This window comes from Cupriavidus necator A5-1 (genome assembly GCF_000744095.1).
GTDB classification, from domain to species: Bacteria; Pseudomonadota; Gammaproteobacteria; order Burkholderiales; family Burkholderiaceae; genus Cupriavidus; species Cupriavidus necator_A.
In genome coordinates this window covers 4,068,122-4,093,854 of the sequence record NZ_JQLI01000008.1, presented here as the reverse complement: position 1 = coordinate 4,093,854, position 25,733 = coordinate 4,068,122, and the positions used below count along the sequence as shown (strand labels likewise).

The window sequence follows — 25,733 nt, the reverse complement described above, 5'->3', positions numbered from 1 at the left end:
CTCAGGGTGCCGGCGTGCCGTCGCGGCCGCCGGGCACTTCCGGCCTGTCATTCTGGTATTCAGGCAGCGGGCTGCTGCAGTGCTTGCAATACATCGCGTCGGCCTCATGGCCTTCGGTCAGGCAATGGGTGCAGGTGCGCGTGGTCAGGGGCTTCCTGAGGATGCTGGCGGCCAGCTCCGCGCCGACGATGCCGGTGGGGAAGGCGATGATGCCGTAGCCCAGCAGGATGGTCAGCGAGGTGATGAACTGCCCCAGCGCGGTCTTGGGCACCATGTCGCCGAAGCCGGTCGTGGTCAGCGTCACCACCGCCCAGTACATGCTGAGCGGGATGCTGTGGAACCCATGCTCGGGGCCTTCGACCACATACATCACCGTGCCCAAGATCACGGTGATGATGAACACCGTGCCGAGGAACACGAAGATCTTGCGCCGGCTGTTGACCAGCGCGCGGTACAGGATCTCGGCCTCCTCGAAGTACACCGTCAGCTTCAGGATCCGGAACACGCGCAGCAGCCGCAGCAGGCGCACGTCGATCAGGAAATGCAGCTCGGGCAGGAAGAACGCCAGCCACGTCGGCATGATCGAGATGAAGTCGACGACGCCGTAGAAGCTGAACACATAGCGCAGCGGATGGCGCACCACCAGGATGCGCATCACGTACTCGGCCGTGAAGAGCAGCGTGAAGGTCCATTCCAGCACCGTGAACACCACGCCCAGTCGCTGGTTCACCGCCGCCATGCTGTCGAGCATCGCCACCATCACGCTGGCGACGATGGCGAGCAGCAGCGCGACGTCGAAGATGCGCCCGTCGCGGGTATCGGCCTCGAAGATGATGGTGTACCAGCGCTGGCGCCAGCCAGTGTCGGGCTGGCCCAGGCGCTGGCGGACGACCGCTTCCTGGTGCTGGCGTCGGCGTGGGTCGGGCATGGTGCGGTGGCTCAGAAGCGCGGCAGCTCGGGATGCGGCAGCAGGCCCTTCTTCACGTGCATCTTGCCGTACTCGGCACAGCGCGCCAGCGTGGGGATGGCCTTGTCGGGGTTCAGCAAGCGCGCGGGGTCGAAGGCGGCCTTGACGCCGAAGAACGCATCGCGTTCGCTCGGCGAGAACTGCACGCACATCGAGTTGAGCTTCTCCACGCCCACGCCGTGCTCGCCGGTGACGGTGCCGCCGAGCTCCACACAGGTTTCCAGGATGTCGGCGCCGAACAGCTCGGCGCGGTGCCATTCGTCCTGGTCCGAGCCATCGAACAGGATCAGCGGGTGCATATTGCCGTCGCCGGCATGGAACACGTTGATGCAGCGCAGGCCGTACTTGCGCTCCATCTCTTCGATGCGCTTGAGCAGCGTGCCGATATGCTTGCGCGGGATGGTGCCGTCCATGCAGTAGTAGTCGGGCGAGATCCGGCCGGCGGCGGGGAAGGCGTTCTTGCGCCCGCTCCAGAAGCGCAGCCGCTCGGCCTCGTTCTGCGAGACGACGATGCGGGTGCAGCCCGAAGCCTTCAGCACTTCGCTCATGCGCTCGATTTCCTCGGCCACTTCTTCCGGGGTGCCGTCGGACTCGCACAGCAGGATGGCGGCGGCATCGAGGTCATAGCCGGCATGCACGAATTCCTCCACCGCCGCCGTGGCGGGCTTGTCCATCATCTCCAGTCCCGCCGGGATGATGCCCGCGGCGATCACGTCGGCCACCGCGTTGCCGCCTTTCTCGACATCGTCGAAGCAGGCCATGATCACCTGCGCCAGCTGCGGCTTGGGGATCAGGCGCACGGTGACCTCGGTGACCACGCCCAGCATGCCTTCGGAGCCGATCATGACGGCCAGCAGGTCCAGGCCGGGCGCGTCGGGAGCCTCGGAACCGAACACGACCACTTCGCCCTCCATCGTCACCGCGCGCACGCGCAGCACGTTGTGCACGGTCAGGCCGTACTTGAGGCAATGCACGCCGCCGGAATTCTCGCTGACATTGCCGCCGATGGTGCAGGCGATCTGCGACGAGGGATCGGGCGCGTAGTAGAGGTTATGGGGCGCGGCAGCATCGGAGATCGCGAGATTGCGCACGCCCGGCTGGACCACTGCGGTGCGCGAATACGGATCGAGCGACAGGATGCGCTTGAACTTGGCCAGCGACAGCACCAGGCCCTCGGCGATCGGCATCGCGCCGCCGGACAGGCTGGTGCCGGCGCCGCGCGGCACCACCGGCACGCCCAGCTTGTGGCACAGGCGCAGGATTGCGCAGACCTGTTCCTCGGTGTCGGGCAGGGCCACGGCCATCGGCACCTGGCGGTACGCGGCCAGGCCGTCGCATTCGTAGGGAACGGTGTCCTCGGCCTTCCACAGCAGCGCGGCGTCGGGCAGGATCTGCGCCAGGCCGGCCAGCAGCGCGCTGCGGCGGCCTTCGGCGGCAGCCTGCGCGCCGGCGCTGCCAGGGGCTAGCGTTTGGGCTTCGTGCGGGGCATTCATGACGACTCCTGTGGGGCAGGCCGACCATGCGGCGTGCCGGTCGCGGCGGAGCAGGGCATGCCCGCCGGGGGGACGGGTGACTATAGCGCAGGGCTCTTGCCGCTGGGACCACGGGGGACGTGAATTCCGCATGGCAGGCCGATCAAAAATGCTCATCATGGCTGCGCCCCCGGGGCGGGCCATCCAGGCTGCAAGTCCAGCGTAGCACCGCGGCGCGGGTGCAGGGAAGGCTGCTCGCGCAGGACTCAGCGTGCGTGCGCCTGCGGCAGGCGGCAGACCATGTCGAGCTTGTCGTGGAAGTGCGGCGCGACGTACAACGCATCCGGCTCCAGCCCCATCTTGACGAAGCCGAGCGACTCGTACAGCCGCACCGCGCCCGTGCTGCCGGCATTGACGCACAGCGTCACCTGGCGCACGCCAGGCATGGCGGCGGCCTGCTGCATGGCACGGTCCATCAGCGCGCGGCCGAGCTTGCGGTCGCGCCAGCCCGGCGCCACGTACATGCCCCAGATAAAGGCCTTATGGCGGTGCTTCTGCCTGGCCTCGCGCATCACGCCGACCACGCCGGCCAGCGCCGTGCCGTCGAAGGCGCCGAACACGGCGTTGTCTTCGCCGGCGGCCAGGCGCTTGGCGATGAAGCCGAGCGGCAGGTCCTGTTCTTCGTCCAGGCTGGCGGCGAAGGCTTCCGGCGCTTCTGCCAGGCCTTCGAGGCGCAGCGCCTGGAAAGCGGCCGCGTCGGCGGGGGTCAACAGGCGGATTTCCATGCGCTCGGTCTCCTACCAGTCCAGGCTCAGCAGCCAGTCGACGAAATAGCGCGCCTCGGGCTTGAGCGGCGCTTGCTCGCGCTCGACGATGTAGTAGCCGTGCGGCGACACTGACTCGATTTCGAGCAGCCGCACCATCTGGCCCAGCGACAGCCAGTGCCGCGCCATGCGCTGGCGCACCAGCGCCACGCCCTGGTTGGACGCGATCGCCTCCAGCATCAGGCCGATGTCGTTGAACTGGGGCCCGGTCTGCGGCTCGGGCCAGTCCAGCCCGGCGGTCTCGAACCAGGGCTTCCACGGCTCCAGCGGGCTGCGCAGCAGCACCAGGCCGTGCAGGTGCTCGGGTTTGGTGATGGCGCGGCCATTGACGCGCTCGTAGTATTCGCGCCCGCACGCAGGGAATACCGGTTCGACCAGCAGCTTCGTTGTCTTCAGGTCCGGGTAGCGGCCGGTGCCGTAGCGGATCTCGACATCGGTGTCCTCGGCCTTGACGTCGAGGAACGGGATCGCCAGGTGCAGTTCGAGGTCGATATGCGGATACAGCGCGCCGAATTCGGGCAGCCGCGGCACCAGGTGCTGGCGGCCGAAGGTGGGCGGGATCGCCACGCGCAGCCGCGTGCGCAGCTTGTTGTACTCGGGCCGCGCCAGCTCGTTCAGCGACTTGAGCGCGTCCTGCACGTTGCGCAGGTAGCGCGTGCCGGCCGCGGTCAGCCGCAGCGCCGCGTTGGCGCGCACGAACAAGTCCTCGCCCCACAGCTCCTCGAGGTTCTTGATGCGGTGCGACACCGCGCTGGGCGTCACCGACAGCTCCTCGGCCGCGCGCGCAAAGCTGCCCAGGCGCGCCGCGGCTTCGAACGCGATCAGCAGGTGCAATGGCGGGACGCGGTTGAACATGGAGGCCATCCGTGGTGTGCCTGACGTGTGCCTGACTGCGGCGCCTTACTGCGCGCCGCCGCGCGTGGCGCTGAAGATCTTGCCCGGGTTCAGGATGTGGTTCGGGTCGAGCGCGTCCTTGATCGCACGCATCAGGTCGAGCGCGTCCTCGCCGTGCTCCTGCACCAGGAAGCCCTTCTTGTGCAGGCCCACGCCGTGCTCGCCGGTGCAGGTGCCGCCCATCGCCAGCGCTCGTTCGACGATGCGCTGGTTGATGGTCTCGGCTTCGGCCATCTCCTCGGGCTTGTCCGGGTCGACCAGGATCGCGACGTGGAAGTTGCCATCGCCGACATGGCCGACGATCGGGCAGGGCAGCGCCGAGGCGTTGAGGTCCTTCTCGGTTTCGGTGACGCAGTCGGCGAGGCGCGAGATCGGCACGCACACGTCGGTGGTCACCGCCCTGCAGCCCGGCTTGAGCTGCAGCATGGCGAAGTACGCGGTATGGCGCGCGTTCCACAGCCGGCTGCGGTCTTCCGGGCGCGTGGCCCATTCGAAGCCCTGGCCGCCGTGCTCGGCGGTGATCTGCTGTACGGTCTCGGCCTGCTCGCGCACGGCGGCCTCGGTGCCGTGGAATTCGAAGAACAGGTGCGGCGTTTCCGGCAGGGTCAGGTTGTCGTGGCGGTTGATCGCGCGGATCGCCAGCGCATCGACAAACTCCACCCGCGCCACCGGCACGCCGAGCTGGATGGTCTCGATCACCGCCTGCACCGCGCTGCCCATGCTTGGGAAGGCACACACCGCGGCGGAGATCGCCTCCGGCTGCGGATAGAGCCGCACCGTCACCTCGGTGATGATGCCGAGCGTGCCTTCGCTGCCGATAAAGAGCCGGGTCAGGTCGTAGCCCGCCGACGACTTGCGCGCCTGCGTGCCGGTGCGGATCACGCGGCCGTCGGCGGTCACCACCGTCAGCGCCAGCACGTTCTCGCGCATGGTGCCGTAGCGCACCGCGTTGGTCCCCGAGGCGCGCGTGGCGCACATGCCGCCCAGCGAGGCGTCCGCGCCCGGATCGATCGGGAAGAACAGGCCGGTGTCCTTGATTTCCTGGTTCAGCTGCTTGCGCGTGACGCCAGGCTGCACGATCACGGTCAGGTCCTCCGGCTGCACCGAAATGACCTGGTTCATCTGCGACAGGTCCAGGCTGACGCCGCCAGCCACGGCCAGCAGGTGGCCTTCCAGCGACGAGCCGGCGCCGTAGGGGATCAGTGGCACGCCGTGCTGGTTGCAAAGGCGCGCCACGTCGGACACTTCGTCGGTGCTGTGGGCGAAGACGACCGCGTCGGGCACGGCCGGCGGGAACGGCGACTCATCGCGCCCGTGATGCTCGCGCACGCCCGTCGAGGTGGTGAAGCGCTCGCCGAAGCGCGCCGCGAGGGCTTCGCTGAAGGCGGGGGGCAGGGGGCGGCGGGCGAGCGCGGTGGCAGGCGTGGGGTGGTTCATGCGGGTCTCCGGCGGGTCGGCGCGGCGGTGGTGCGTGTGGTGGCGTTCCGGGAAGGGAAATCTCCGGAAATGATAGGGGCGCGACCCGGTTATCGAATGGACGACGAATATACGACTACAGGCATTCTACGCCGCGCGGCGGCTGATGCACCCTTGTGCGGCGGGGACTGGCCGATAGCCGCACAGTGACCCCCGTCCCAAGGGGTAGGGCTGCATGACCTTCGCGCATGCACTGGCTCTGGCGCGATAATGCGCCATTTCCCCGGATACGCACCGCGTGGCGGGGTCCACCACGCTTATGAGGAGACCGGCATGGGCCACCGCCTGTCCAAGATTGCCACCCGCACCGGCGACGCCGGCACCACCGGCCTGGGCGACGGCAGCCGCACCGGCAAGCACAGCCTGCGCATCGCCGCCATCGGCGACGTCGACGAGCTGAACTGCCACGTCGGCGTGCTGCTGACCGAAGCGCTGCCGGACGACGTGCGCGCCGCGCTGCTGCATATCCAGCACGACCTGTTCGACCTGGGCGGCGAACTCTCCATCCCCGGCTACACGCTGCTCAAGCCCGAGCAGGTGGCGCAGCTCGACGCCTGGCTGGCCGACTACAACGCCAACCTGCCGCGGCTGGCCGAGTTCATCCTGCCCGGCGGCAGCCGCGCCGCGGCGCAGGCGCATGTGTGCCGCACGGTATGCCGGCGCGCCGAGCGGTCGCTGGTGGCACTGGGCGCGGCCGAGGCGCTCAACGAGGCGCCGCGCCAGTACCTGAACCGGCTGTCGGATCTGATGTTCGTGCTGGCGCGGGTGCTGAACCGGGCTGGCGGCGGCTCGGACGTGCTGTGGCAGCGAGACCGGCAGGCTACCTGAGCTGGCGGTAAATGTAGTGGCAGGGCCACTTATGGCGCGCGAGCCGCGCTGGTGGCTCAAGTCCGGGCGGCGGATGCCGTTGACGGAACGCATAAACCGAGAAAATTACTCGGATTTGCCGTTTCTGCCCTTGAAAAGACCCCGGACGGCCACATTTCGGCCTCAGGTTGAATTGCAGTCGCGCGGATAGCGCTGGCTCAAGAGGAGAGAATAAATGGGTAAGATCATCGGTATCGACCTCGGTACCACCAACAGCTGCGTCGCGATCATGGAGGGCAACACCCCCAAGGTCATCGAAAACTCCGAGGGTGCCCGCACCACCCCGTCGATCATCGCCTACATGGAAGACGGCGAGATCCTGGTCGGCGCGCCGGCCAAGCGCCAGGCCGTCACCAACCCGCGCAACACCCTGTACGCGGTCAAGCGCCTGATCGGCCGCAAGTTTGAAGAGAAAGAAGTCCAGAAGGACATCGGCCTGATGCCGTACTCCATCGTCAAGGCTGATAACAGCGACGCATGGGTGTCGGTGCGCGACCAGAAGCTGGCCCCGCCGCAGGTTTCCGCCGAAGTGCTGCGCAAGATGAAGAAGACGGCCGAGGACTATCTCGGCGAGCCGGTGACCGAAGCCGTGATCACCGTGCCGGCGTACTTCAACGACTCGCAGCGCCAGGCGACCAAGGATGCCGGCCGCATCGCGGGCCTGGACGTCAAGCGCATCATCAACGAGCCGACCGCGGCCGCGCTGGCCTTCGGCCTGGACAAGAACGAGAAGGGCGACCGCAAGATCGCCGTGTATGACCTCGGCGGCGGTACGTTCGACATCTCGATCATCGAGATCGCGGACGTGGACGGCGAAAAGCAGTTCGAAGTGCTGTCGACCAACGGCGACACCTTCCTGGGCGGCGAAGACTTCGACCAGCGCATCATTGACTACATCATCAGCGAGTTCAAGAAGGACCAGGGCGTGGACCTGTCCAAGGACGTGCTCGCGCTGCAGCGCCTGAAGGAAGCCGCTGAAAAGGCCAAGATCGAACTGTCGAGCTCGCAGCAGACCGAGATCAACCTGCCGTACATCACGGCCGATGCCTCGGGTCCGAAGCACCTGAACCTGAAGATGACCCGCGCCAAGCTCGAATCCCTGGTGGAAGAGCTGATCACGCGCACCATCGAGCCGTGCCGCATCGCGATCAAGGACGCGGGCGTCAAGGTGAGCGACATCGACGACGTGATCCTGGTCGGCGGCATGACTCGCATGCCCAAGGTGCAGGAACAGGTCAAGGAGTTCTTCGGCAAGGAAGCGCGCAAGGACGTGAACCCGGACGAAGCCGTGGCCGTCGGTGCCGCGATCCAGGGTTCGGTGCTGTCAGGCGACCGCAAGGACGTGCTGCTGCTGGACGTGACGCCGCTGTCGCTGGGGATCGAGACCCTGGGTGGCGTGATGACCAAGATGATCACCAAGAACACCACCATCCCGACCAAGCATGCGCAGGTGTTCTCGACCGCCGACGACAACCAGCCGGCGGTGACCATCAAGGTGTTCCAGGGCGAGCGTGAAATGGCCTCCGGCAATAAGCTGCTGGGCGAGTTCAACCTGGAAGGCATTCCGCCCGCAGCGCGTGGCACGCCGCAGATCGAAGTGTCGTTCGACATCGACGCCAACGGCATCCTGCACGTGGGCGCCAAGGACAAGGCGACCGGCAAGGAAAACCGGATCACCATCAAGGCGAACTCGGGCCTGTCGGAAGACGAGATCCAGCGCATGGTCAAGGACGCCGAGGCCAATGCCGAGGAAGACAAGAAGGCCCGCGAGCTGGCTGACGCCCGCAACCAGGCCGACGCGCTGATCCACTCGACCAAGAAGGCGCTCACCGAATACGGCGACAAGCTGGAAGGCGGCGAGAAGGAAAAGATCGAAGCCGCGATCAAGGAACTGGAAGACGCCGCTCGCGGCGGCGACAAGGCTGAGATCGATGCCAAGGTCAACGCGCTGTCCGAAGTCAGCCAGAAGCTGGGCGAGAAGGTCTACGCCGACATGCAGGCCAAGGCTGGCGAAGGTGCCACGGCCGGTGCTGCCGCCGGCGCCGGCTCGGCCGGTGGCCAGCAGGCGCAGCCGCAGGACGACAACGTTGTGGACGCCGAATTCAAGGAAGTCAACGACAAGAAGTAATCGGGACACGCGGGCGGCGGTGCAGGCACTGGCCGGCACCGCTCCCGCCCCGACGCCGGGCGCGGCCATCGGACCCAGCGGGAAACCGCCGTCGGATGCCTCGCTCGGCTTTTTTGCTATTCGCCGGTGTCGCGCCGCATGTGCGTGCCGGCCAAAAGGGTTTGAGCCACCATGGCAAAACGTGACTATTACGAAGTGCTCGGGGTAGGCAAGAACGCGAGCGACGACGAGATCAAGAAGGCTTATCGCAAGCTCGCGATGAAGTACCACCCGGACCGCCATCCGGAGGGCAAGGACGGCAAGGTCGCCGAGGAAAAATTCAAGGAGGTCAAAGAGGCCTACGAGATGCTTTCCGACCCGGAGAAGAAGGCGGCCTACGACCAGTATGGCCATGCCGGTGTCGACCCCAACATGGCGGGCGGGTTCGGCGGTGCGCAGGGCTATGGCGGTTTCGCCGAGGCCTTCGGCGACATCTTCGGCGACATCTTCGGCCAGCAGGCTGGTGGACGTCGCGGCGGCGGCGGCCCGCAGGCCTATCGCGGCGCCGACCTGCGCTACAGCATGGAGATCTCGCTGGAGCAGGCCGCGCACGGCCACGAGGCGCAGATCCGCGTGCCGCACTGGGACGACTGCGACCACTGCCACGGCAACGGCGCCGAGCCCGGCTCGAGCGTGGAAACCTGCCCGACCTGCCACGGCGCCGGCCAAGTGCGCGTGTCGCAGGGCTTCTTCACCATGCAGCAGACCTGCCCGAAGTGCCACGGCAGCGGCAAGTACATACCCAAGCCGTGCACCAAGTGCCATGGCCAGGGCAAGCTGAAGTCGCAGAAGACGCTGGAAGTGAAGATCCCGGCCGGCATCGACGAAGGCATGCGCATCCGCTCGTCCGGCAACGGCGAGCCGGGTATCAACGGCGGCCCCCCGGGGGACCTGTATGTGGAAGTCCACATCAAGCCGCACCAGGTGTTCGAGCGCGACGGCGACGACCTGCACTGCCAGATGCCGATCTCGTTCGCCACCGCGGCGCTGGGCGGAGACCTGGAAGTGCCGACGCTGAGCGGCAAGGCTAGCTTCCCGGTGCCTGAAGCCACCCAGTCCGGTAAGACCTTCCGCCTGCGTGGCAAGGGCATCAAGGGCGTGCGCTCGGGGTATCCGGGCGATCTCTATGTGCATGTGAACGTGGAGACGCCGGTCAAGCTGACCGAGGCGCAGAAGGAACTGCTGCGTCAGTTCGACCGCTCGGTGCATGAGGGTGGGTCGCGGCACAGCCCGCAGGAGCAGTCTTGGCTGGATAAGGTGAAGAGTTTCTTCAGCTGATCTGGCTTAGCGGCATAAGGCCGGCCACGTGTGAGCGTGGCCGGTTTTGTTTTTTGTGGATGCGGTCACCCGATCCCCTTGTGTTCCCCTCTCCCGCTCGCGGGGCCGGGGGAGAGGCCAGGCCCCGGCACACCGCAGGACTGTGCTTCATCGACGCGCCCGGCCCTCACCCCAACCCTCTCCCGCAGGCGGGAGAGGGGCCGGGGGTGAGGGCGGGCGCTGGCAGCATCGACCACGTTCCAAATATCCTCCCGACGCCCCCCGGCGCGCGATAATGCATGGCTGTCCCGCCTTTTTCCCTGACGATTTCCCGTGGTAGCTAGTATCCAGCCCCCTCCCTCTCCCCCGGCCCCTCTCCCGCAAGCGGGAGAGGGGAGCAACCAGCCGGGAGGAGGGGAGGTCTTCGTTCTTCTCGATGACGCCACGGCTGCGCCGGCGGAGGCCGCATCGCGCCTCTACACTGGCTTCGTCCGCGAAGACATACTGTCTACCGGTAGCGACATCTCGCACCTCGACACCATGCTCGCCGAAGGCTGGCGCCACGGCTGGCACGCCACGCTGTTCACCCCGTACGAGTTCGGCGGCGCCCTGGTCGACGCGCCGGTGCACACCGACAACGCGATGCCCTTCCACGACGGCGCGCTGCGTCTGCTGTGGTTCCGCGACCTGCGCCGGCTCGATGCCACAGGCGTCGCCGCGTGGCTCCAGTCCAAGGCAGAACAGATGCCAGCGGGCATGATGGACGTAGTCTCCAACACCCCCCGCGAAGCCTTCAACGACGCCATCGCCCGCATCCACCAGTGGATCGAAGCCGGCGACACCTATCAGGTCAACTACACCCAGCGCCTGCGCTTCGGCGCCTTCGGCGACCCGATAGCGCTGTACGCCGCGCTGCGCGCTGCGCAGCCGGTGCCATACGGCACGCTGGCGCAGATGCCCGGCGACAGCTGGGTGCTGTCGCTGTCGCCGGAACTGTTCGTCCGCCACGACGGCCACGGCCACCTGCTGACCCGGCCGATGAAAGGCACCGCGCCGCGCTCCGGCGATGCCGAACGCGACAAGCAAGCCGCCGCCGCACTGGCCGCCGACGCCAAGAACCGCGCAGAGAACGTGATGATCGTCGACTTGCTGCGCAACGACCTCGGCCGCATCGCGCAGCCAGGCAGCGTGGCGGTGCCCGAGCGCTTCGCCGTGCAGCCGTTCGGCGCGGTGCTCCAGATGACGTCCACCGTGACCGCGACGGCGCGGCCGGGCACCGGCTTTGGTGCGCTGATGGCGGCGCTGTTCCCGTGCGGCTCGATCACCGGCGCGCCCAAGCGGCGCACCATGGAGATCATTGCCGAGCTGGAAGGCGCGCCGCGCGGGCTGTACACCGGCGCGATCGGATGGATCGATGCGCCAACTGACGAAAGCACCGCGGAACCGTTCGCGTTGTCGGTGGCGATCCGCACGCTGGTGTTGGCGCCAGCGCATGGCGGCGTGCGCACAGGCGAGATGGGCGTGGGTGGCGGCATCGTCCACGACAGCGTCGCGGCGGAGGAATTCGATGAATGCGGCTGGAAGGCGCGCTTCCTGACGCGGCACGATCCCGGTTTTATCCTGTTCGAGACCATGCGCGTGCAGGACGGCGAGTGCCTGTACCTGGCGCGGCACCTTGCGCGCATTGGCGCCTCGGCCCATACGTTCGGCTTCGCCTTCGATGCCGCTGCGGCACGCGCCGCCGTGGCAGCGCAAGTGGCGCAGCTGGGCGCCGGGACATGGCGCCTGCGCATGAGCGTGGACAAGCGCGGCGCGCTCGCGTTTGCCAGCGGCGCGGTGGTACCGATGCCCGCCGGCCCGGTCACGATCGACATCGCCACCGAACCGCTGCCCGATGCCGACCCGCTGCGCCGCCACAAGACCAGCGCCCGCGCGGTCTTCGACGCCGGCTGGCAGGCCGCGGAACGCGCCGGCGGCTTCGACCGGCTGTTCTTCAATACCCATGGCGAGCTGCTCGAAGGCGGCCGCAGCTCGGTCTTCGTCCGCATCGACGGCCGCTGGCTGACGCCGCCGCTGTCGGCCGACATCCTGCCCGGCGTAATGCGCGCAGTGGTGCTGGAAGAGGGCGGGGCGGCGCTTGGCGCGCCCGGCGAAACCGCGGAAGAAGCGGTGGTGACCCGCGCCATGCTGGCGCGCGCCGAGGCCATCATGGTGGTCAACGCCCTGCGCGGCGCGCTGCCGGCGACGCTGCAACCGCTGCAACCGTAAATGCAGCCGCTACGGGTGATGCTGGTCCAGCACGCCGTCGCCCAGTTTCCAGCGCACCACGCCCGGCAAATTGATCAGCTCGCGGTCGTGGCAAACCATCACCACGGTGCGGCCCTCCGTGGCCAGGTCGCTGACCAGCGCGATCACCTGCTCGCGCGCGTGGCCGTCCAGGCTCGAGGTCGGTTCGTCGAGCAGCAGCAGCTCCGGCTCCAGCACCTTGGCGCGCGCCAGCGCCACGCGCTGGATCTCGCCGCCGGACAGGTATTCCGGCGCCGTGTCCTGCACGTGCGACACGCCGGCCCAGCCCAGCGCATCGCCCACGCGGCGCGCGATCTCGTCGCGCGGCATGCCGCGCGCGTGCAGGCCGTAGGCGATGTTCTCGCGCACCGAGGTTCGGAACAGGTAAGGGTGCTGATGCAGGTAAGCGATACGCTGGCGCAGCGCCGGTGGCAGCGGGTCCAGCGGGGCGGCGTGCAGTTGACCCTGTGCATCGGTCCACTGCGCGATAGCGCCCGGCGCCGGCTCCAGCCCGGCCAGCATGCGCATCAGCGTGGTCTTGCCGGCGCCGTTCATGCCGGTCAGCACGATTGCGGTGGCGCGCGGGATCACCAGCTCGTCGATGGCAAAGAGCCGGCGCAGGCCGATCGAACGCGCCAGCCCGCGCACGGTCAGCAGCGGGGCGTGAATGCTGCCAGCAGGCATCATCGGCGGAAACCTCCCGCGCCCTGCAGCCACGCCATGCCGATATTGACCAGCAGCGCCAGCGCCACCAGCACGATGCCCAGCGCGATGCCCTGAGCGAACTCGCCCTTGCTGGTTTCCAGCGCGATGGCAGTGGTGATGGTGCGGGTCGAACCTTCGATATTGCCGCCGATCATCAGCGCCGAGCCCACCTCGGCAATCACCCGGCCGAAGCCGGCGACCACCGCTGCCATCAGCCCGAAGCGCAGCTCGCGCATCACGGTGACGAAGGTGCGCCAGCGTCCCGCGCCGAGCACCCAGGCGGTTTCACGCAGGCGCACGTCGGCGCCTTGCAAGGTCGACAACGCAAAGGCGAGCACCACGGGGAAACCGATCACCGCCTGCCCCATCACCATGCCCGATGGCGTGAACAGCAGTTGCAAACCGCCCAGCGGCCCCTGGCGCGTCAGCAGCAGGTAGAGGACCAGCCCGACCAGCACAGTCGGGAATGACAGGAAGGCCTGCGCCACCACCACCACCGCGCGCCGCCCCGGGAACTGCCGCGTGGCGATCAGCCAGGCGGCGGCGATGGCCGGCACGGTGGCGATCGCCAGCCCCAGCACCGCCACCATCAGCGAGGTCCAGACGATAAACCACAGCGCCGCATCGCCGCTGGCCAGCAGGCGGAACGCATCCGCGGTGGCCGATGCGATCTCCACCGCGTCAGGCGGAGAAGGTGTGCTCGGGGGCGGGGAAGCTGCCGTCCTTCACGGCGGCCACGTAGGCGCGCACGGCCGCCTCGATCGAGGTTTGGCCTTCCATGAAGTTGCGCACGAACTTGGCCTTGCGGCCCGGGTAGATATTGAGCATGTCCTGCAGCACCAGCACCTGGCCGGTGCAGTCCACGCCCGCGCCGATGCCGATGGTGGGGACCTTCAGCAGCTGCGTGATTTCGCCGGCGAGCACAGCGGGCACCGCCTCCATCAGGATCACCTGGGCACCGGCGGCCTGCAGCGCCAGCGCGTCGCGCTTGAGCTGGGCCGCACCGGCGTCGGTCTTGCCCTGCACCTTGAAGCCGCCGAGCGCATGCACCGACTGCGGCGTCAGGCCGATATGCGCGCACACCGGGATGCTGCGCTCGACCAGGAACTTGACGATCGGCGCGAGCCAGTCGCCGCCTTCGAGCTTGACCATCTGCGCGCCGGCCTTCATCAGCGTGACGGCGCTGGCAAAGGCAGTCTCCGCCGTCGGGTAGGTGCCGAACGGGAGATCGGTCACCAGCAACGCGGTCTGGTTGCCGCGCGCCGCGCATTCGGTGTGGTAGGCCATCTGTTCCAGCGTGACCGGCAGCGTGGTCTGCTGGCCCTGCATCACATTGCCCAGCGAGTCGCCGACCAGGATCATTTCGACGCCGCAGTAGTCGAGCAGCGCGGCGAAGCTGGAGTCATAGGCGGTCAGCATGGCGATTTTCTCGCCGGCGTCGCGCATCGCCTGCAGTTTGGGAATCGTGATGGTCTTGCGGGAGGGGTCGAGGAGGTAGCTCATGGCAGTGCCCGTCTATGACGGCTGGTTGTGCCGTTGCTGCGCCGCGGGCGGCCGGGCGACCCTGCAGGGCAACGACTGCCGTCGTTATTGTGTTGTGTGTCTGGCAGGCGTGGCCTGTCAGGGCGCAGCAAGATTCAGGAAGGCCTTGCGGCCGCGCATATTTTCGATGCGCGACAGTAGTGTACGGAAATCGTCATCATTGTCCACCGGATTGAAATGGGCGGTGTCGACGATCAGCACGGGCGCCTCGTCGTAGCGGTGGAACAGTTCGCCGTAGGCGCCGGTCAGGCGCTGCAGGTAGTTTTCGTCGATGCCGGCCTCGCCGGGCTCGCCGCGGCGCACGATGCGCTCGCGCAGGAGCGACGGCGTGGCCTGCAGCATGATGACCAGGTCGGCGCGCTGCGGCGGCAGGCTGAAGCGCGCGGCGATGGCGTCGTAGAGCGCCAGCTCATCCTCGGACAGCGTCAGCGCGGCGTGCAGCCGGTCCCTGGCCATCAGGAAGTTGGTGACCATGCGCTGGCCGGCCAGCAGCGCCGCCTGCCACTGCTGCAACTGCACGGCGCGCTGTGTCAGGCACCACAGCTGCATCGCCAGCGCATGGCGTGCGGGATCGCGGTAGAAGGGTTCGAGGAACGGGCTCCGGCGCGCGCAGTCGGGCAGCTCGCCCGCGTGCAGCGTGCGCGCCAGGCGCTGGGCCAGCGAGGTCTTGCCGGACCCGACAGGGCCTTCGACGACGATGCGGCGCAGGTGATCGAGCATGGCGCTTCAGGCTTCAGTCGGGGGGGCGGGCGCCGCCGTGCGCGTTCAGCCGGCGGGGCCGGCATTGCCGGCGGCGGCCTGCATGCGCAGGCACTTGCAGGTGGAAACCTTCTCGATGCGCTGCGCGCCGACGCCAGCCAGGAAGTCAGCGGCGGGGCCACGGCCGGGGATGGCCAGCGCGGCGTCCAGCTCCAGCAGCGGCACCAGCGTGAAGGCGCGCTCGGTCACGCGCGGGTGCGGCACGGTCAGGTGTTCGTCATCGTGCTGCTCGTCGCCGAACAGCAGCAGGTCCAGGTCGAGCGTGCGCGGCGCGTTGCGGAACGGGCGCTCGCGGCCGAACTGGTCTTCGATGTGGTGGCAGATGCGCAGCAGTTGCGCCGCGGTGAACGAGGTCTGCACCTTGACCACCGCGTTATAGTAGTCGTCGCCGCCGGCATCGACCGGCGCGGTGCGATAGAGCGAGGAACGCGCCAGCACCGTGATGCCGACCTGCTGGGCCAGGCACACGATGGCGTCCTTGATAGCCTGGCGGGCATCGCCAAGATTTGCGCCGATGCCGATGAAGGCGAGAGTCATTTACGTTTCCTCCGGCTGGCCGGGGCCGGCATGTGCTGCCTCGCCCGCGTCCGAGTCGCTCCGGGAAGAAACTTTATCCGATTTCCGCGGACTGCGTCGGCGGCGCTTCTTGCGCGCCGGACCCTCGCCCTCGGCACCCTGGCCGCCCTGGCCACCCGGGCCACCCGGGCCGCCCGGGCCGCGTGCACCGCGCGCCGCCTCGATCAGGCCTTCGCGCTCGCCCGGGTCGGCGTCCTGGAAGTCCTGCCACCAGGTGGCCAGCTCTTCCGGCAGTTCGCCGGACTGGCAGCGCAGCTGCAGGAAGTCGAAGCCGGCGCGGAAGCGCGGCGATTCCAGCAGCCGGAACGGCATGCGGCCCACGCGCTTCTCGAAGCGCGGCTGCATGCCCCAGATATCGCGCATGTCGGTGACAAAGCGGCGCTGGATCGCGAGCTGGCCGGTCTGCTTTTCCAGCACCGAATCCATGGCGGCGTTGAGCGCGGCGATGGCGTGCTCGCCCTCGTCGCGCAACTTGCTCCAGCGCTGCAGCACGTGGTGCCACAGCAGCGCCGCGAACAGGAAGCCGGGCGAAACCGGCTTGCCGGCCTGCACGCGGCGGTCGGTGTTGTCCAGCGCCAGCTGCACGAAGCGCTGGCCCATCGGCTGCTCCAGCGCCACGTCCAGCAGCGGCAGCAGGCCCTTGTGCAGGCCCGCCTTGCGCAGCTCCTGCAGCGAGGCCCAGGCGTGGCCGGACATCAGCAGCTTGAGCATCTCGTCGAACAGGCGCGCGCTGGGCACGTTGTGGATCAGCGAGGCCAGGCCGGCGATCGGGTGGCGCGTGGCCTCGTCGATCTCAAAGCCGGTCTTGGCGGCAAAGCGCACCACGCGCAGCATCCGGATCGGGTCTTCGCGGTAGCGCGTGACCGGGTCGCCGATCATGCGCAGCGTGCGCGCGCGGATGTCTTCCATGCCGTGATGGTAGTCATGCACGGTCTGCGCGGCCGGGTCGTAGTACATCGCGTTGATGGTGAAGTCGCGGCGTTCCGCGTCTTCAGCCTGCGAGCCCCACACGTTGTCGCGCAGCACGCGGCCCGAGGCGTCGATCGCATGGGTCTTGCTGTCGAGCTCGGCGCGCTTCAGGCGGCGGCCTTCGGGCAGCGTTTCGCTGGCGATGGCGTCGACCAGCGCGCGGAAGGTCGAGACTTCGATGATTTCCTGCTCGCGCCCGCCGTAGAAGGTCACGTGCACGATCTGGAAGCGACGGCCGATGATGCGCGAGCGCCGGAACAGCGCCTGCACCTGGTCGGGCGTGGCGTTGGTCGCCACGTCGAAATCCTTGGGCTTGATGCCGAGCAGCAGGTCGCGCACCGCGCCGCCGACGATAAACGCCTGGTAGCCGGCCTGCTGCAGCGTGGAAGTGACCTTGACGGCATTGCGCGACAGCAGCGTCGGGTCGATCTGGTGTTCGTCGGCGCCGACGATGCGCGGCGTATGGGCGCGGCCGGTACGGCGCAGCTTGGGGCCGGGTTTGCCCAGCAGCCGGGTAATGAGCTTCTTGATCACGTCAGAACAGATCCATGATGCGCCAGCCTGCCGCGGCGGCGTGGTGGCGCAGGCGATCGTCCGGGTTGGTGGCGATCGGCTCGGAGACTTTTTCCAGCAGGGGCAGGTCGTTGGCCGAGTCGCTGTAGAAGGTGGTTTTTTTGAAGTGGTCCCACTGCGCACCCTGGCTCTTGAGCCAGGATTCGACGCGGGTGATCTTGCCTTCGCGGAAGCTGGGCACGCCGTGGACCTCGCCGGTGAACTGGCTTTCCGGCTTGCCGTCGACGGTGGCGGGCTCGGTGGCGATCAGGTGCTTGATGCCGAAGGCCGCGGTAATCGGCGCGGTGACGAAGCTGTTGGTGGCGGTCACCACGGCGCACAGGTCGCCGGCCTCGATGTGCTTGTAGACCAGTGCGCGGGCCTGCGGGGTGATCACGGGATCGATCACCTCGTGCATGAAGCGCGCGCGCATGGCGTCGAGCCGGTCGCGCGGGTTGGCCGCCAGCGGCGCCAGCGCAAAGCGCAGGAAAGCCTGGATATCGAGGGTGCCGGCCTTGTAGTGGCCGTAGAACTCGTCGTTCTTCTGCCGGTAGGTTTCCTCGTCGACGACGCCCAGGCGGACCAGGAAGCGGCCCCATTCATGGTCGCTGTCGGTCGGGATCAGGGTGTGGTCGAGGTCAAAGAGTGCCAGATTCATGGGCGGCGATTTTACCTTAAGGCGTGAGGGGAGTCGGGCAGGACTAACTCCCGGCGCGGCTTGGGGCCTGGCGCCAGGGGTTAGGACCGGCTAATCCCGGAATTCAGCGAACATTTCGCGCAGCAGTGGCAGCGTGACCGGCCGCTTGCGTTCCAGCGAGTACGTATCGAGCGCGTCCAGCAGCGCCATCAGGCTGGGCATGTCGCGGTAGTGGCGGGTCACCAGCCAGTGGGTGATCTCGGGCGAGAGCTGCAGGCCGCGCTCGCGTGCAGCTTGCAGCACAGCGGCCTTCTTGTCGTCGTCCGACAGCGGCGCGACCTGGTACACCAGGCCCCAGCCCAGGCGCGTGCGCAGGTCTTCGCGCACCGGCATCGCGCGCGGGGCCAGCCCGCCGGCGACCACCAGTGCGGTGCGTACGTGGGCGCGCACCTCGTTGTAGAGCGAGAACACCGCGATCTGGCGCGCCTCGTCCAGCAGCTCGACGTCATCCACGGTATAGAGCTGGCACCAGGGATCGAACAGGAAGTCGGACAGCGGATGGTGCGGGCTCAGGTAGCGGCTGCGGATGCCATGCTGGGGCGCGGCCTCGCACACGGCGTGCAACAGGTGGGTGCGGCCGCACCCGACCTCGCCCCACAGGTAGACCAGCCGGTCGGTGGCGCGCTCCTGCGCGACCGCGGCGGGCAGCGCTTGCAGGCGCTGCACCGACTCGCGGTTGGAGGCCACCACGAAATTCTCGAAAGTCGAAGGCGGCGGGCTGCCCAGCTCGAGCGACAGTTGCTTGGGACGCGGGAACATGACGTATGGCTAACTTGCAGGTGACGGGCGCGTTGGCGGGGCAACCGTTATTTTCGGTACAGGTCGCTGGCCAGGTAAACCCGCCGCAGCTGCCGCGCCCCGACCAGCAGCACGGCGCAGGTCGGCAGCGCCAGCAGCACGCCGAAGAAGCCGAACAGCTGGCCGAAGGCAAGCAGCGCGAAGATCACCACCAGCGGGTGCAGCCCGATGCGCTCGCCCACCAGGCGCGGCGTCAGGTAGAAGCTCTCGATAAACTGGCCGAAGCCATAGACTACCGCCACCGCGGCCAGCCCGTACCAGTTGCCGAACTGTAGCAGCGCGGCAAGGATCGCCATCACCAGCCCGACGCCGAAGCCGATATACGGGATAAACACCGCCAGCCCGGTGAAGACCCCGACCGGCACGCCGATCTCGAAGCCGGCAACGGTCAGCCCGATCGAATAGATTGCCGCCAGGATCACCATCACCAGGATCTGGCCGCGAAGGTATTGCGACAGCAGCGCGTCGGTCTCGTTGGTCAGTTCGCGCACCTTGGGCACCCAGCGGCGCGGCACCACGCCCTCGATGCGGCGCATCACCATGTGCCAGTCCATCATCAGGTAGAACATGACGATCGGCACGATAAAGACGATGCCGGCCACGGTAATCAGCGCCGAGCCCGACATCTTGACATAGTTCAGCAGCACCACCAGCAGGTCTTCCGGGCTGGCCGAGAAATGGTCCGACAGCATGTTGCGCAGGCCCGGGAAGTCAAAGCGGATGCGCACGCCGAACTCCGCCAGCCGCGGCGAGACCACGGAGTTGAGTTTCTTCAGCAGGATCGGCAACTGCTCGCGGATCTGCGGGATCTCGCGCTGGAGTACCGCGATCAGCAGCAGCACCAGCATCACGAAGATCACCGTCAGCAGCAGGATCATCAGCGTCACGCCGACCGCGCGCGGGATCCGGCGGCGTTGCAGCCAGTCGACCCCGGGGTTCAGGATATAGGCGAAGATGAACGCGAACAGGAACGGCGTCAGCACCGGCGCCAGCGCGATGATGGCGGCGAACAGCGCAATGGTCACTGCGATCCAGAGCAGGATGCGTTTGGTCTCTTGGTTCAGCAGCGGGGCATTCATCAATAGGGGTTGGGGCGAGGTGCCTGGGCGACTTGGCGGGTTCGCGGCGCGAATGTGGCCGGAAACTGGAAGCCGGGGGCCTCTATCCGTTAAAATTGCGATTCTACTGGACTCGCGCCCGCCTTCCGATGCCAAACGACGGAAGCTGTGCTGGCCAGAGCGCCGAATTCATCACTTTATTTCCTCCAGGACAAGCAGGTTCCCATGAGCGCATCCCCGACCGCCGGCCAGGCAGGCCTTTCCTACCGCGACGCCGGTGTTGACATCGATGCCGGCGACGCGCTGGTCGACCGCATCAAGCCGTTCGCCAAGCGCACCATGCGCGAAGGCGTGATGGCCGGCATCGGCGGGTTCGGTGCGCTGTTCGAGCTGTCGAAGAAATACCAGGAGCCGGTGCTGGTGTCCGGCACCGACGGCGTGGGCACCAAGCTCAAGCTGGCCTTCCAGCTCAACCGCCACGACACCGTCGGCCAGGACCTGGTCGCGATGAGCGTCAACGACATCCTGGTGCAGGGCGCCGAGCCGCTGTTCTTCCTCGACTACTTTGCCTGCGGCAAGCTGGACGTGGACACCGCCGCCACCGTGATCCAGGGCATCGCCCGCGGTTGCGAGCTGGCCGGCTGCGCGCTGATCGGCGGCGAAACCGCCGAGATGCCGAGCATGTACCCGGACGGCGAATACGACCTGGCCGGCTTTGCGGTCGGCGCGGTCGAAAAGAAGAAGATCATCGACGGCAGCACCATCACCCCGGGCGACGTGGTGCTGGGCCTGGCCTCGTCGGGCGCACACTCCAACGGCTACTCGCTGGTGCGCAAGATCATCGAAGTGGCAAAGCCGGACCTGAACGCCGACTTCCACGGCCAGCGCCTGCAGGACGCCGTCATGGCGCCCACGCGCATCTACGTGAAGCCGCTGCTGTCGCTGATCGAAACCCTGCCGGTCAAGGGCATGGCCCATATCACCGGCGGCGGCCTGACCGAGAACGTGCCGCGCGTGCTGGCGCAGAATGTCACCGCCGTGCTGCAGCGCGACGCCTGGACGCTGCCGCCGCTGTTCCAGTGGCTGCAGGCGCAGGGCCGCGTGGCCGACGACGAAATGCACCGCGTGTTCAACTGCGGCATTGGCATGGTCGTGATCGTGGCCAAGGAAGACGCCGAACGCGCCATTCGCCACCTGCAGGCGGCCGGCGAGGCTGTGTGGGAGATCGGCGAGATTCGCGAGCGCGCCGAGGGCGAGGCGCAGACCATCGTGGTCTGACGCTAACGCGGGCACCCCGGAAAAAAACGGCGCATGCCTTGGGCATGCGCCGTTTTTTTCGTCCTGCGTCTGGCTCATCAGGGTTTACCCTGGTCATCCGCGCGCGTTGTGCCGTGCGCTGTCCGGCGACCCGTTTTCGTGCATCGCACCAATATCCAGCATGCATCTGCACCACTTCTGACAAACAATATTTATCTTGATTGTATGGCGGTTTATCGCCTAATGTACTGAGCAAAGGCGCGGCACACGCATGCCGCGCCCGGAGACAACGCCTTGGCGCGACGTGGGGACCCACCGGCACGCCAGGGGCAGGCCAGGACCATTGGAGGATCCACCATGCAAGCAGTCAGCATCGACGCAGCGGCAAAAGGCGCGTCGCCCCAGAAGCAATCCGTCGCGCGTGTTGCCGGGGCGAGCCTCGCCGGCACCACGCTCGAGTTCTACGACCACTTCATCTACGGATCGGCCGCCGCGCTGGTCTTCCCCAAGCTGTTCTTCCCGCAGAGCGATCCGCTAACCGCGACGCTGCTGTCCTTTGCCAGCTACGGCGTCGCCTTCGTGGCGCGGCCGCTGGGCGCGGCGATCTTCGGCCACTTCGGCGACAAGATGGGCCGCAAGTCCATCCTGATCATCACCCTGCTGATGATGGGCCTGGCCACCTTCGGCATCGGCCTGTTGCCGACCTATGCCGCCGCGGGCGCACTGGCGCCGGTGCTTCTGGTGCTGCTGCGCGTGGTGCAGGGCCTGGCGCTGGGCGGCGAGTGGGGCGGGGCGGCAATCATGGTCAACGAGCTAGACCCTGAAGGTAAGCGGCGCGGCATCCTCGGCAGCCTGGTGCAGCTCGCGGCGCCGATCGGCCTGCTGCTGGCCAACGGCGTATTCGCGCTGGTGACCTGGCAGGTCTCGGAAGAAGCGTTCCTGAGCTGGGGCTGGCGCGTGCCGTTCCTGCTGTCGGCCCTGCTGGTCGGCGTCGGGCTCTATATCCGCTCCAACGTGCGTGAATCGGGCATGTTCGAGAAGCTGGAGGAATCGCACGCCGAAGCGCGCGCACCGATCATGGAAGTGCTGCGCAACTACAAGAAGCAGCTGCTGATCGCCTTCGGCGCGCGGCTGGGCGGCGATATCGCCTTCTACGTGTTCACGCTGTTCCTGCTGTATTTCGTGCCGACCAAGCTGGGCCTGCCCAAGAGCATCGCGCTCAATGCCGTGCTGCTGGGCGCGGTGGCGCAGATCCTGTTTATCCCGATCGCCGGCTTGTTGGCCGACCGCATTGGCCGCCGCCCGGTGCTGATGATCGGCGGCATCGGTGGTGCGGTGTGGGCCTTTTTCTTCTTCACGCTGATCAAGACCGGCAGCCCGGCGCTGATCATGCTGGCCTCGTTCGTCGGCATGGTGCTGGTGTCGTTCATGTTCTCGCCGCTGGCGTCGTTCCTGCCGGAGCTGTTCGCCACCCGGGTGCGCGTGACCGGCGCCTCGCTCGGCTTCCAGTTTGCCGGCGTGTTTGGCGGCGCGCTCGCCCCGCTGATTGCGATCGGCTTGCTCGACCGCTTTGGCAGCACCGCGCCGGTCGCGATCTACCTGGCCGTGGTGTGCGCGCTGATCGCTGTGGCCGCGGCTGCCGCGCGTGAAACCAATCGCATGCACCTGTCCGACGCGGACCGCTGAATCCGGACCAAGGAAAGCGGCAGTACCAATCTTCTCGTGAGCAGTATCGTGAAACAGTTCGACCTGATCATCCGCAACGGCACCGTGGTGACCGCCAGCGACACCATGCAGTGCGATATCGGCATCGCCGGCGGCCGCATCGCGCAGCTCGGCCATGACCTGGGCGACGCCGCGCAGACCATCGACGCCAGCGGCAAGCTGGTATTGCCGGGCGGCGTCGATGCGCACTGCCACCTGGACCAGCCGATGCCGGACGGCCTCAGGATGGCCGACGACTTCCGCACCGGCTCGGTCTCGGCGGCCTGCGGCGGGACCACTACCATGATCCCGTTCGCCGCGCAGGAGAAGGGCCATTCGCTGCGTGCCGCGGTGAACGATTACCACCAGCGCGCCGACGGCAAGGCGGTGGTCGACTACGCCTTCCACCTGATCGTGGCCGATCCCACCGAGGCGGTGTTGCGCGACGAGCTGCCGGGGCTGATCCGCGAGGGCTATTCCTCGTTCAAGGTCTACATGACCTACGACGACCTCAAGCTGAACGACCGCGAGATCCTCGACGTGCTGTCGGTGGCGCGCCAGGAAGGTGCGCTGGTGATGGTGCATGCCGAGAACTCGGACTGCATCGCCTGGCTGACCGAGAAGCTGGAGGCCGCCGGCAATACCGCGCCACGTTTCCACGCGCTGGCCCGGCCAATGGCGATCGAGCGCGAGGCCACCCATCGCGCCATCACCTTCTCGGAACTGGTCGACGTGCCGATCCTGATCGTGCATGTGTCCGGCAAGGAAGCGGTCGAGCAGATCCGCTGGGCGCGCAACCGCGGCATGAAGATCTTTGCCGAGACCTGCCCGCAGTACCTGTTCTTGACCGCCGACGACCTCGACCAGCCCGGCTACCACGGCGCCAAGTGCGTGTGCAGCCCGCCGCCGCGCGACCGCAGCAACCAGGAGGTGATCTGGGACGGACTGGGCGACGGTCTGTTCACGATCTTCTCGTCCGACCACGCACCGTTCCGCTACGAGGACCCGCAGGGCAAGATGCCCGGCGGCAAGGAAGTGCCGTTCCAGTACATCCCCAATGGCATCCCGGGGCTGGAAACGCGGCTGCCGCTGCTGTTCTCTGCTGGGGTGAATGGCGGGCGCATCTCGGTCAACCAGTTTGTCGCGCTGACCTCGACCAATCCCGCCAAGCTGTATGGCCTGCATCCGCGCAAGGGCACCATTGCCATCGGCGCCGATGCCGATCTGGCGATCTGGGACCCGCAGCGCGAAGTGGTGATCCGCAACACCGACCTGCACCACTCGGTCGACTACACCCCGTACGAAGGCATGCGCGTGACCGGCTGGCCGGTGACCACGCTGGTGCGCGGCAAGGTGGTGGCGCACGAGGGCGAGGTGCGCGCCGAGGCCGGCCACGGGCAGTTCCTGCCGTGCGCGCTGCCGGAAATGGCGCGGCCGCGCTACCGGACTTCCGGCGGCAGCTTGTAAAGACCGCCTTTGCCTTGCTGAAGCTTTGACCGACACTGCCAATATGGAACTGACTAACCGCCTGGACGCCGCCACCATCGCCGGCCGCGTCGTCGCTGGCCGCCTCGACCCCGCCGAGGTGGTCGCTGCCTTCCAGGCCCGCATCGCGGCGCGCAACGACCAGTTGAACGCCGTCTTCGAACAACGCCAGGACCTGGTCGACGCCGACCTGGCGCAACTGCGCGCGCGCCTGGCGCAGGGCGAACGCCCGCTGCTGGCAGGCGTTCCGGTGATCGTCAAGGACGTGATCTGGAGCCAGGGCCGCCGCGTCACCCAGGGCTCGCAGCTGTACCGCGACTTTGTCGCGCCGGCCGATGCCATTGCCGTCGAGCGCCTGCGACGGGCGGGCGCGATCGTGCTCGGCATGGGCAATACCTCCGAGTTCGCCTGCAAGGGCCTGACCACCAACAAGGTCTATGGCCTGACGCACCATCCGCTCGATGCCACGCTCACCGCCGGCGGTTCGTCGGGCGGCTGCGCGGTGGCGGTCGCCGCCGGTATGGCGCCGCTGGCGCTGGGCACCGATGGCGGCGGCTCCAGCCGGCGCCCGCCCGCGCATGCCGGCGTGGTCGGCTTCAAGCCTTCCTACGGCGCGATTCCCGACTCGGTCGGCTTTCCCCATGCCTTCAACGGCATCCAGGTGATCGCGCCGATCACGCGCACGGTGGCCGATGCGGAGCTGATGTTCGAGGCGCTGGCCGGCGCCGATGCGCGCGATCCCGATACGCTCGGGTTCACGCCGGGCGCCGCGCGGCCGCTGCATACGCTGAAGATCGCCGTGAGCCCGCGGCTGGGCCTCGACACGCCGGTCGACGACGACGTCGCGCAGGCCTTCGAGCAGGCCGTGGCGCGCTTGCAGGCCGCGGGCCTGACCATCGAGCGGGCCGACCCGCAATGGCCCGCCGGCGCCGACGAGGCCGCGCTGATGCCGCTGCAGCATGTGGGCCTGGCCAATCTCTACGGCGAGCCATGGCGCCGCGATCCCGATGTGTTCGATCCCGATATCGCGCGCCAGATCGAACGCGGCCTTGCCTGGACCGGCGCCGACGTGGCGCGTGCCCGCGAAGCCAGCCACCAGATCGCGCTGACGGTGGCCGGGTTCTTTACCCGCTACGACCTGCTGCTGTGCCCGACCACGCCGTGTGTGGCCTGGCGCAATGATCGGCTCGGCCCGGAGCGGATCGGCGGCGTCGCGGTGGAGCCGCGCGCCCACGCGGTGTTCACCCCGTTCTTCAACCATGCGCTGGCACCGGCGATCTCGGTGCCTTGCGGCAGCGGCCGCGACGGCCTGCCGGTGGGCCTGCAGATCGCCGGCCCGCGCGGCGCCGACCGCAGCGTGCTGGCTGCCGCGCGGCTGGCCGAAAGCCTGCTGGCGCCGCTGCTCAATCCTGCCGGATAAC

Annotated in this window: 22 protein-coding genes; 8 read left to right on the top strand and 14 right to left on the bottom strand. The window is 67.8% G+C overall.

The window, feature by feature from the left end:
- Position 1: 1 nt before the first annotated feature.
- The 5 genes from K307_RS43030 to K307_RS43010 form a co-directional block, all read right to left on the bottom strand.
- A complete protein-coding gene (locus K307_RS43030) occupies positions 2-928 on the bottom strand; it encodes an ion transporter (RefSeq protein ID WP_042887137.1) in 927 nt (308 codons plus the stop codon).
- 11 nt (positions 929-939) lie between these two features.
- Positions 940-2,460, bottom strand: coding sequence for an FAD-linked oxidase C-terminal domain-containing protein (locus tag K307_RS43025; RefSeq protein WP_042887136.1), 1,521 nt, complete (start codon positions 2,458-2,460; stop codon positions 940-942).
- Positions 2,461-2,705: 245 nt separating this feature from the next.
- A complete protein-coding gene (locus K307_RS43020) occupies positions 2,706-3,224 on the bottom strand; it encodes a GNAT family N-acetyltransferase (RefSeq protein WP_042887134.1) in 519 nt (172 codons plus the stop codon).
- A gap of 12 nt (positions 3,225-3,236) precedes the next feature.
- Complete coding sequence (locus K307_RS43015; RefSeq protein WP_042887133.1) at positions 3,237-4,127, bottom strand: LysR substrate-binding domain-containing protein; 891 nt, start codon at positions 4,125-4,127, stop codon at positions 3,237-3,239.
- A gap of 36 nt (positions 4,128-4,163) precedes the next feature.
- Entirely contained in the window at positions 4,164-5,594 is a 1,431-nt protein-coding gene (locus K307_RS43010; RefSeq protein ID WP_042887131.1) for an FAD-binding oxidoreductase, read from the bottom strand.
- 312 nt (positions 5,595-5,906) lie between these two features.
- Here K307_RS43010 and K307_RS43005 point away from each other — a divergent pair, with 312 nt between their 5' ends.
- The 4 genes from K307_RS43005 (at position 5,907) to pabB (ending at position 12,192) form a co-directional block, all read left to right on the top strand.
- A complete protein-coding gene (locus tag K307_RS43005; RefSeq protein WP_042887130.1) occupies positions 5,907-6,461 on the top strand; it encodes a cob(I)yrinic acid a,c-diamide adenosyltransferase in 555 nt (184 codons plus the stop codon).
- Between the two features lie 214 nt (positions 6,462-6,675).
- Positions 6,676-8,628 carry a molecular chaperone DnaK gene (dnaK, locus tag K307_RS43000; RefSeq protein WP_042887128.1) on the top strand — a complete coding sequence of 651 codons (1,953 nt, stop codon included), beginning with the start codon at positions 6,676-6,678 and terminating at the stop codon, positions 8,626-8,628.
- A gap of 171 nt (positions 8,629-8,799) precedes the next feature.
- A complete protein-coding gene (gene dnaJ / locus K307_RS42995; RefSeq protein ID WP_042887126.1) occupies positions 8,800-9,945 on the top strand; it encodes a molecular chaperone DnaJ in 1,146 nt (381 codons plus the stop codon).
- A gap of 312 nt (positions 9,946-10,257) precedes the next feature.
- Positions 10,258-12,192 carry an aminodeoxychorismate synthase component I gene (pabB, locus tag K307_RS42990; RefSeq protein WP_042887125.1) on the top strand — a complete coding sequence of 645 codons (1,935 nt, stop codon included), beginning with the start codon at positions 10,258-10,260 and terminating at the stop codon, positions 12,190-12,192.
- 9 nt (positions 12,193-12,201) lie between these two features.
- Here the strand turns inward: pabB and K307_RS42985 are convergent, their stop codons facing one another.
- The 9 genes from K307_RS42985 to K307_RS42945 all read right to left on the bottom strand — a co-directional run bounded on the left by K307_RS42985 (position 12,202) and on the right by K307_RS42945 (position 19,887).
- Positions 12,202-12,897 carry an energy-coupling factor ABC transporter ATP-binding protein gene (locus K307_RS42985; RefSeq protein WP_042887123.1) on the bottom strand — a complete coding sequence of 232 codons (696 nt, stop codon included), beginning with the start codon at positions 12,895-12,897 and terminating at the stop codon, positions 12,202-12,204.
- On the bottom strand, positions 12,894-13,592 hold the full coding sequence (locus K307_RS42980) for an ABC transporter permease (protein WP_042887122.1): 699 nt from the start codon (positions 13,590-13,592) through the stop codon (positions 12,894-12,896). The genes K307_RS42985 and K307_RS42980 overlap by 4 nt, the downstream gene beginning before the upstream one ends.
- Positions 13,593-13,596: 4 nt before the next feature.
- Positions 13,597-14,418: a 3-methyl-2-oxobutanoate hydroxymethyltransferase gene (panB, locus tag K307_RS42975; protein ID WP_042887120.1), complete on the bottom strand. Its 822-nt coding sequence runs from the start codon at positions 14,416-14,418 to the stop codon at positions 13,597-13,599.
- Between the two features lie 117 nt (positions 14,419-14,535).
- Positions 14,536-15,177: a deoxynucleoside kinase gene (locus tag K307_RS42970; RefSeq protein WP_042887119.1), complete on the bottom strand. Its 642-nt coding sequence runs from the start codon at positions 15,175-15,177 to the stop codon at positions 14,536-14,538.
- 45 nt (positions 15,178-15,222) lie between these two features.
- Complete coding sequence (folK, locus tag K307_RS42965) at positions 15,223-15,753, bottom strand: 2-amino-4-hydroxy-6-hydroxymethyldihydropteridine diphosphokinase (protein ID WP_042887118.1); 531 nt, start codon at positions 15,751-15,753, stop codon at positions 15,223-15,225.
- Positions 15,754-17,295 (bottom strand): polynucleotide adenylyltransferase PcnB, encoded by a 1,542-nt coding sequence (gene pcnB, locus K307_RS42960; protein ID WP_042887117.1) that lies wholly within the window; start codon positions 17,293-17,295, stop codon positions 15,754-15,756. It abuts the gene before it with no gap.
- Position 17,296: 1 nt separating this feature from the next.
- Positions 17,297-17,971, bottom strand: coding sequence for an HAD family hydrolase (locus tag K307_RS42955; protein WP_042887116.1), 675 nt, complete (start codon positions 17,969-17,971; stop codon positions 17,297-17,299).
- 90 nt (positions 17,972-18,061) lie between these two features.
- Complete coding sequence (gene hda / locus K307_RS42950; RefSeq protein WP_022536503.1) at positions 18,062-18,769, bottom strand: DnaA regulatory inactivator Hda; 708 nt, start codon at positions 18,767-18,769, stop codon at positions 18,062-18,064.
- A gap of 47 nt (positions 18,770-18,816) precedes the next feature.
- The gene (locus tag K307_RS42945; protein ID WP_042887115.1) at positions 18,817-19,887 is read right to left on the bottom strand and encodes an AI-2E family transporter; all 1,071 of its coding nucleotides are present in this window, start codon (positions 19,885-19,887) and stop codon (positions 18,817-18,819) included.
- Positions 19,888-20,091: 204 nt separating this feature from the next.
- On the opposite strand from K307_RS42945, the gene purM reads away from it, so the two are divergent.
- The 4 genes from purM to K307_RS42925 all read left to right on the top strand — a co-directional run bounded on the left by purM (position 20,092) and on the right by K307_RS42925 (position 25,732).
- A complete protein-coding gene (gene purM / locus K307_RS42940; protein ID WP_042887114.1) occupies positions 20,092-21,144 on the top strand; it encodes a phosphoribosylformylglycinamidine cyclo-ligase in 1,053 nt (350 codons plus the stop codon).
- Between the two features lie 336 nt (positions 21,145-21,480).
- A complete protein-coding gene (locus K307_RS42935; RefSeq protein ID WP_042887113.1) occupies positions 21,481-22,809 on the top strand; it encodes an MFS transporter in 1,329 nt (442 codons plus the stop codon).
- A gap of 48 nt (positions 22,810-22,857) precedes the next feature.
- Positions 22,858-24,294 carry a dihydropyrimidinase gene (gene hydA / locus K307_RS42930; protein ID WP_042888124.1) on the top strand — a complete coding sequence of 479 codons (1,437 nt, stop codon included), beginning with the start codon at positions 22,858-22,860 and terminating at the stop codon, positions 24,292-24,294.
- 43 nt (positions 24,295-24,337) lie between these two features.
- Positions 24,338-25,732, top strand: a complete 1,395-nt coding sequence (locus K307_RS42925) for an amidase (RefSeq protein WP_042887112.1) — start codon at positions 24,338-24,340, stop codon at positions 25,730-25,732.
- Position 25,733: the final 1 nt, after the last annotated feature.

Excerpts from the sequence above, each read along its gene's own strand:
- K307_RS42970 (WP_042887119.1), bottom strand. The coding sequence starts at position 15,177 with ATGCTCGATCACCTGCGCCGCATCGTCGTCGAAGGCCCTGTCGGGTCC.
- dnaK (WP_042887128.1), top strand. The coding sequence starts at position 6,676 with ATGGGTAAGATCATCGGTATCGACCTCGGTACCACCAACAGCTGCGTC.
- K307_RS42985 (WP_042887123.1), bottom strand. The coding sequence starts at position 12,897 with ATGATGCCTGCTGGCAGCATTCACGCCCCGCTGCTGACCGTGCGCGGG.
- K307_RS42925 (WP_042887112.1), top strand. The coding sequence starts at position 24,338 with ATGGAACTGACTAACCGCCTGGACGCCGCCACCATCGCCGGCCGCGTC.
- K307_RS43030 (WP_042887137.1), bottom strand. The coding sequence starts at position 928 with ATGCCCGACCCACGCCGACGCCAGCACCAGGAAGCGGTCGTCCGCCAG.
- K307_RS43015 (WP_042887133.1), bottom strand. The coding sequence starts at position 4,127 with ATGGCCTCCATGTTCAACCGCGTCCCGCCATTGCACCTGCTGATCGCG.
- K307_RS42955 (WP_042887116.1), bottom strand. The coding sequence starts at position 17,971 with ATGAATCTGGCACTCTTTGACCTCGACCACACCCTGATCCCGACCGAC.
- dnaJ (WP_042887126.1), top strand. The coding sequence starts at position 8,800 with ATGGCAAAACGTGACTATTACGAAGTGCTCGGGGTAGGCAAGAACGCG.
- folK (WP_042887118.1), bottom strand. The coding sequence starts at position 15,753 with ATGACTCTCGCCTTCATCGGCATCGGCGCAAATCTTGGCGATGCCCGC.
- K307_RS42945 (WP_042887115.1), bottom strand. The coding sequence starts at position 19,887 with ATGAATGCCCCGCTGCTGAACCAAGAGACCAAACGCATCCTGCTCTGG.
- K307_RS43020 (WP_042887134.1), bottom strand. The coding sequence starts at position 3,224 with ATGGAAATCCGCCTGTTGACCCCCGCCGACGCGGCCGCTTTCCAGGCG.
- K307_RS43010 (WP_042887131.1), bottom strand. The coding sequence starts at position 5,594 with ATGAACCACCCCACGCCTGCCACCGCGCTCGCCCGCCGCCCCCTGCCC.
- purM (WP_042887114.1), top strand. The coding sequence starts at position 20,092 with ATGAGCGCATCCCCGACCGCCGGCCAGGCAGGCCTTTCCTACCGCGAC.
- K307_RS43025 (WP_042887136.1), bottom strand. The coding sequence starts at position 2,460 with ATGAATGCCCCGCACGAAGCCCAAACGCTAGCCCCTGGCAGCGCCGGC.
- panB (WP_042887120.1), bottom strand. The coding sequence starts at position 14,418 with ATGAGCTACCTCCTCGACCCCTCCCGCAAGACCATCACGATTCCCAAA.
- hda (WP_022536503.1), bottom strand. The coding sequence starts at position 18,769 with ATGTTCCCGCGTCCCAAGCAACTGTCGCTCGAGCTGGGCAGCCCGCCG.
- K307_RS43005 (WP_042887130.1), top strand. The coding sequence starts at position 5,907 with ATGGGCCACCGCCTGTCCAAGATTGCCACCCGCACCGGCGACGCCGGC.
- K307_RS42935 (WP_042887113.1), top strand. The coding sequence starts at position 21,481 with ATGCAAGCAGTCAGCATCGACGCAGCGGCAAAAGGCGCGTCGCCCCAG.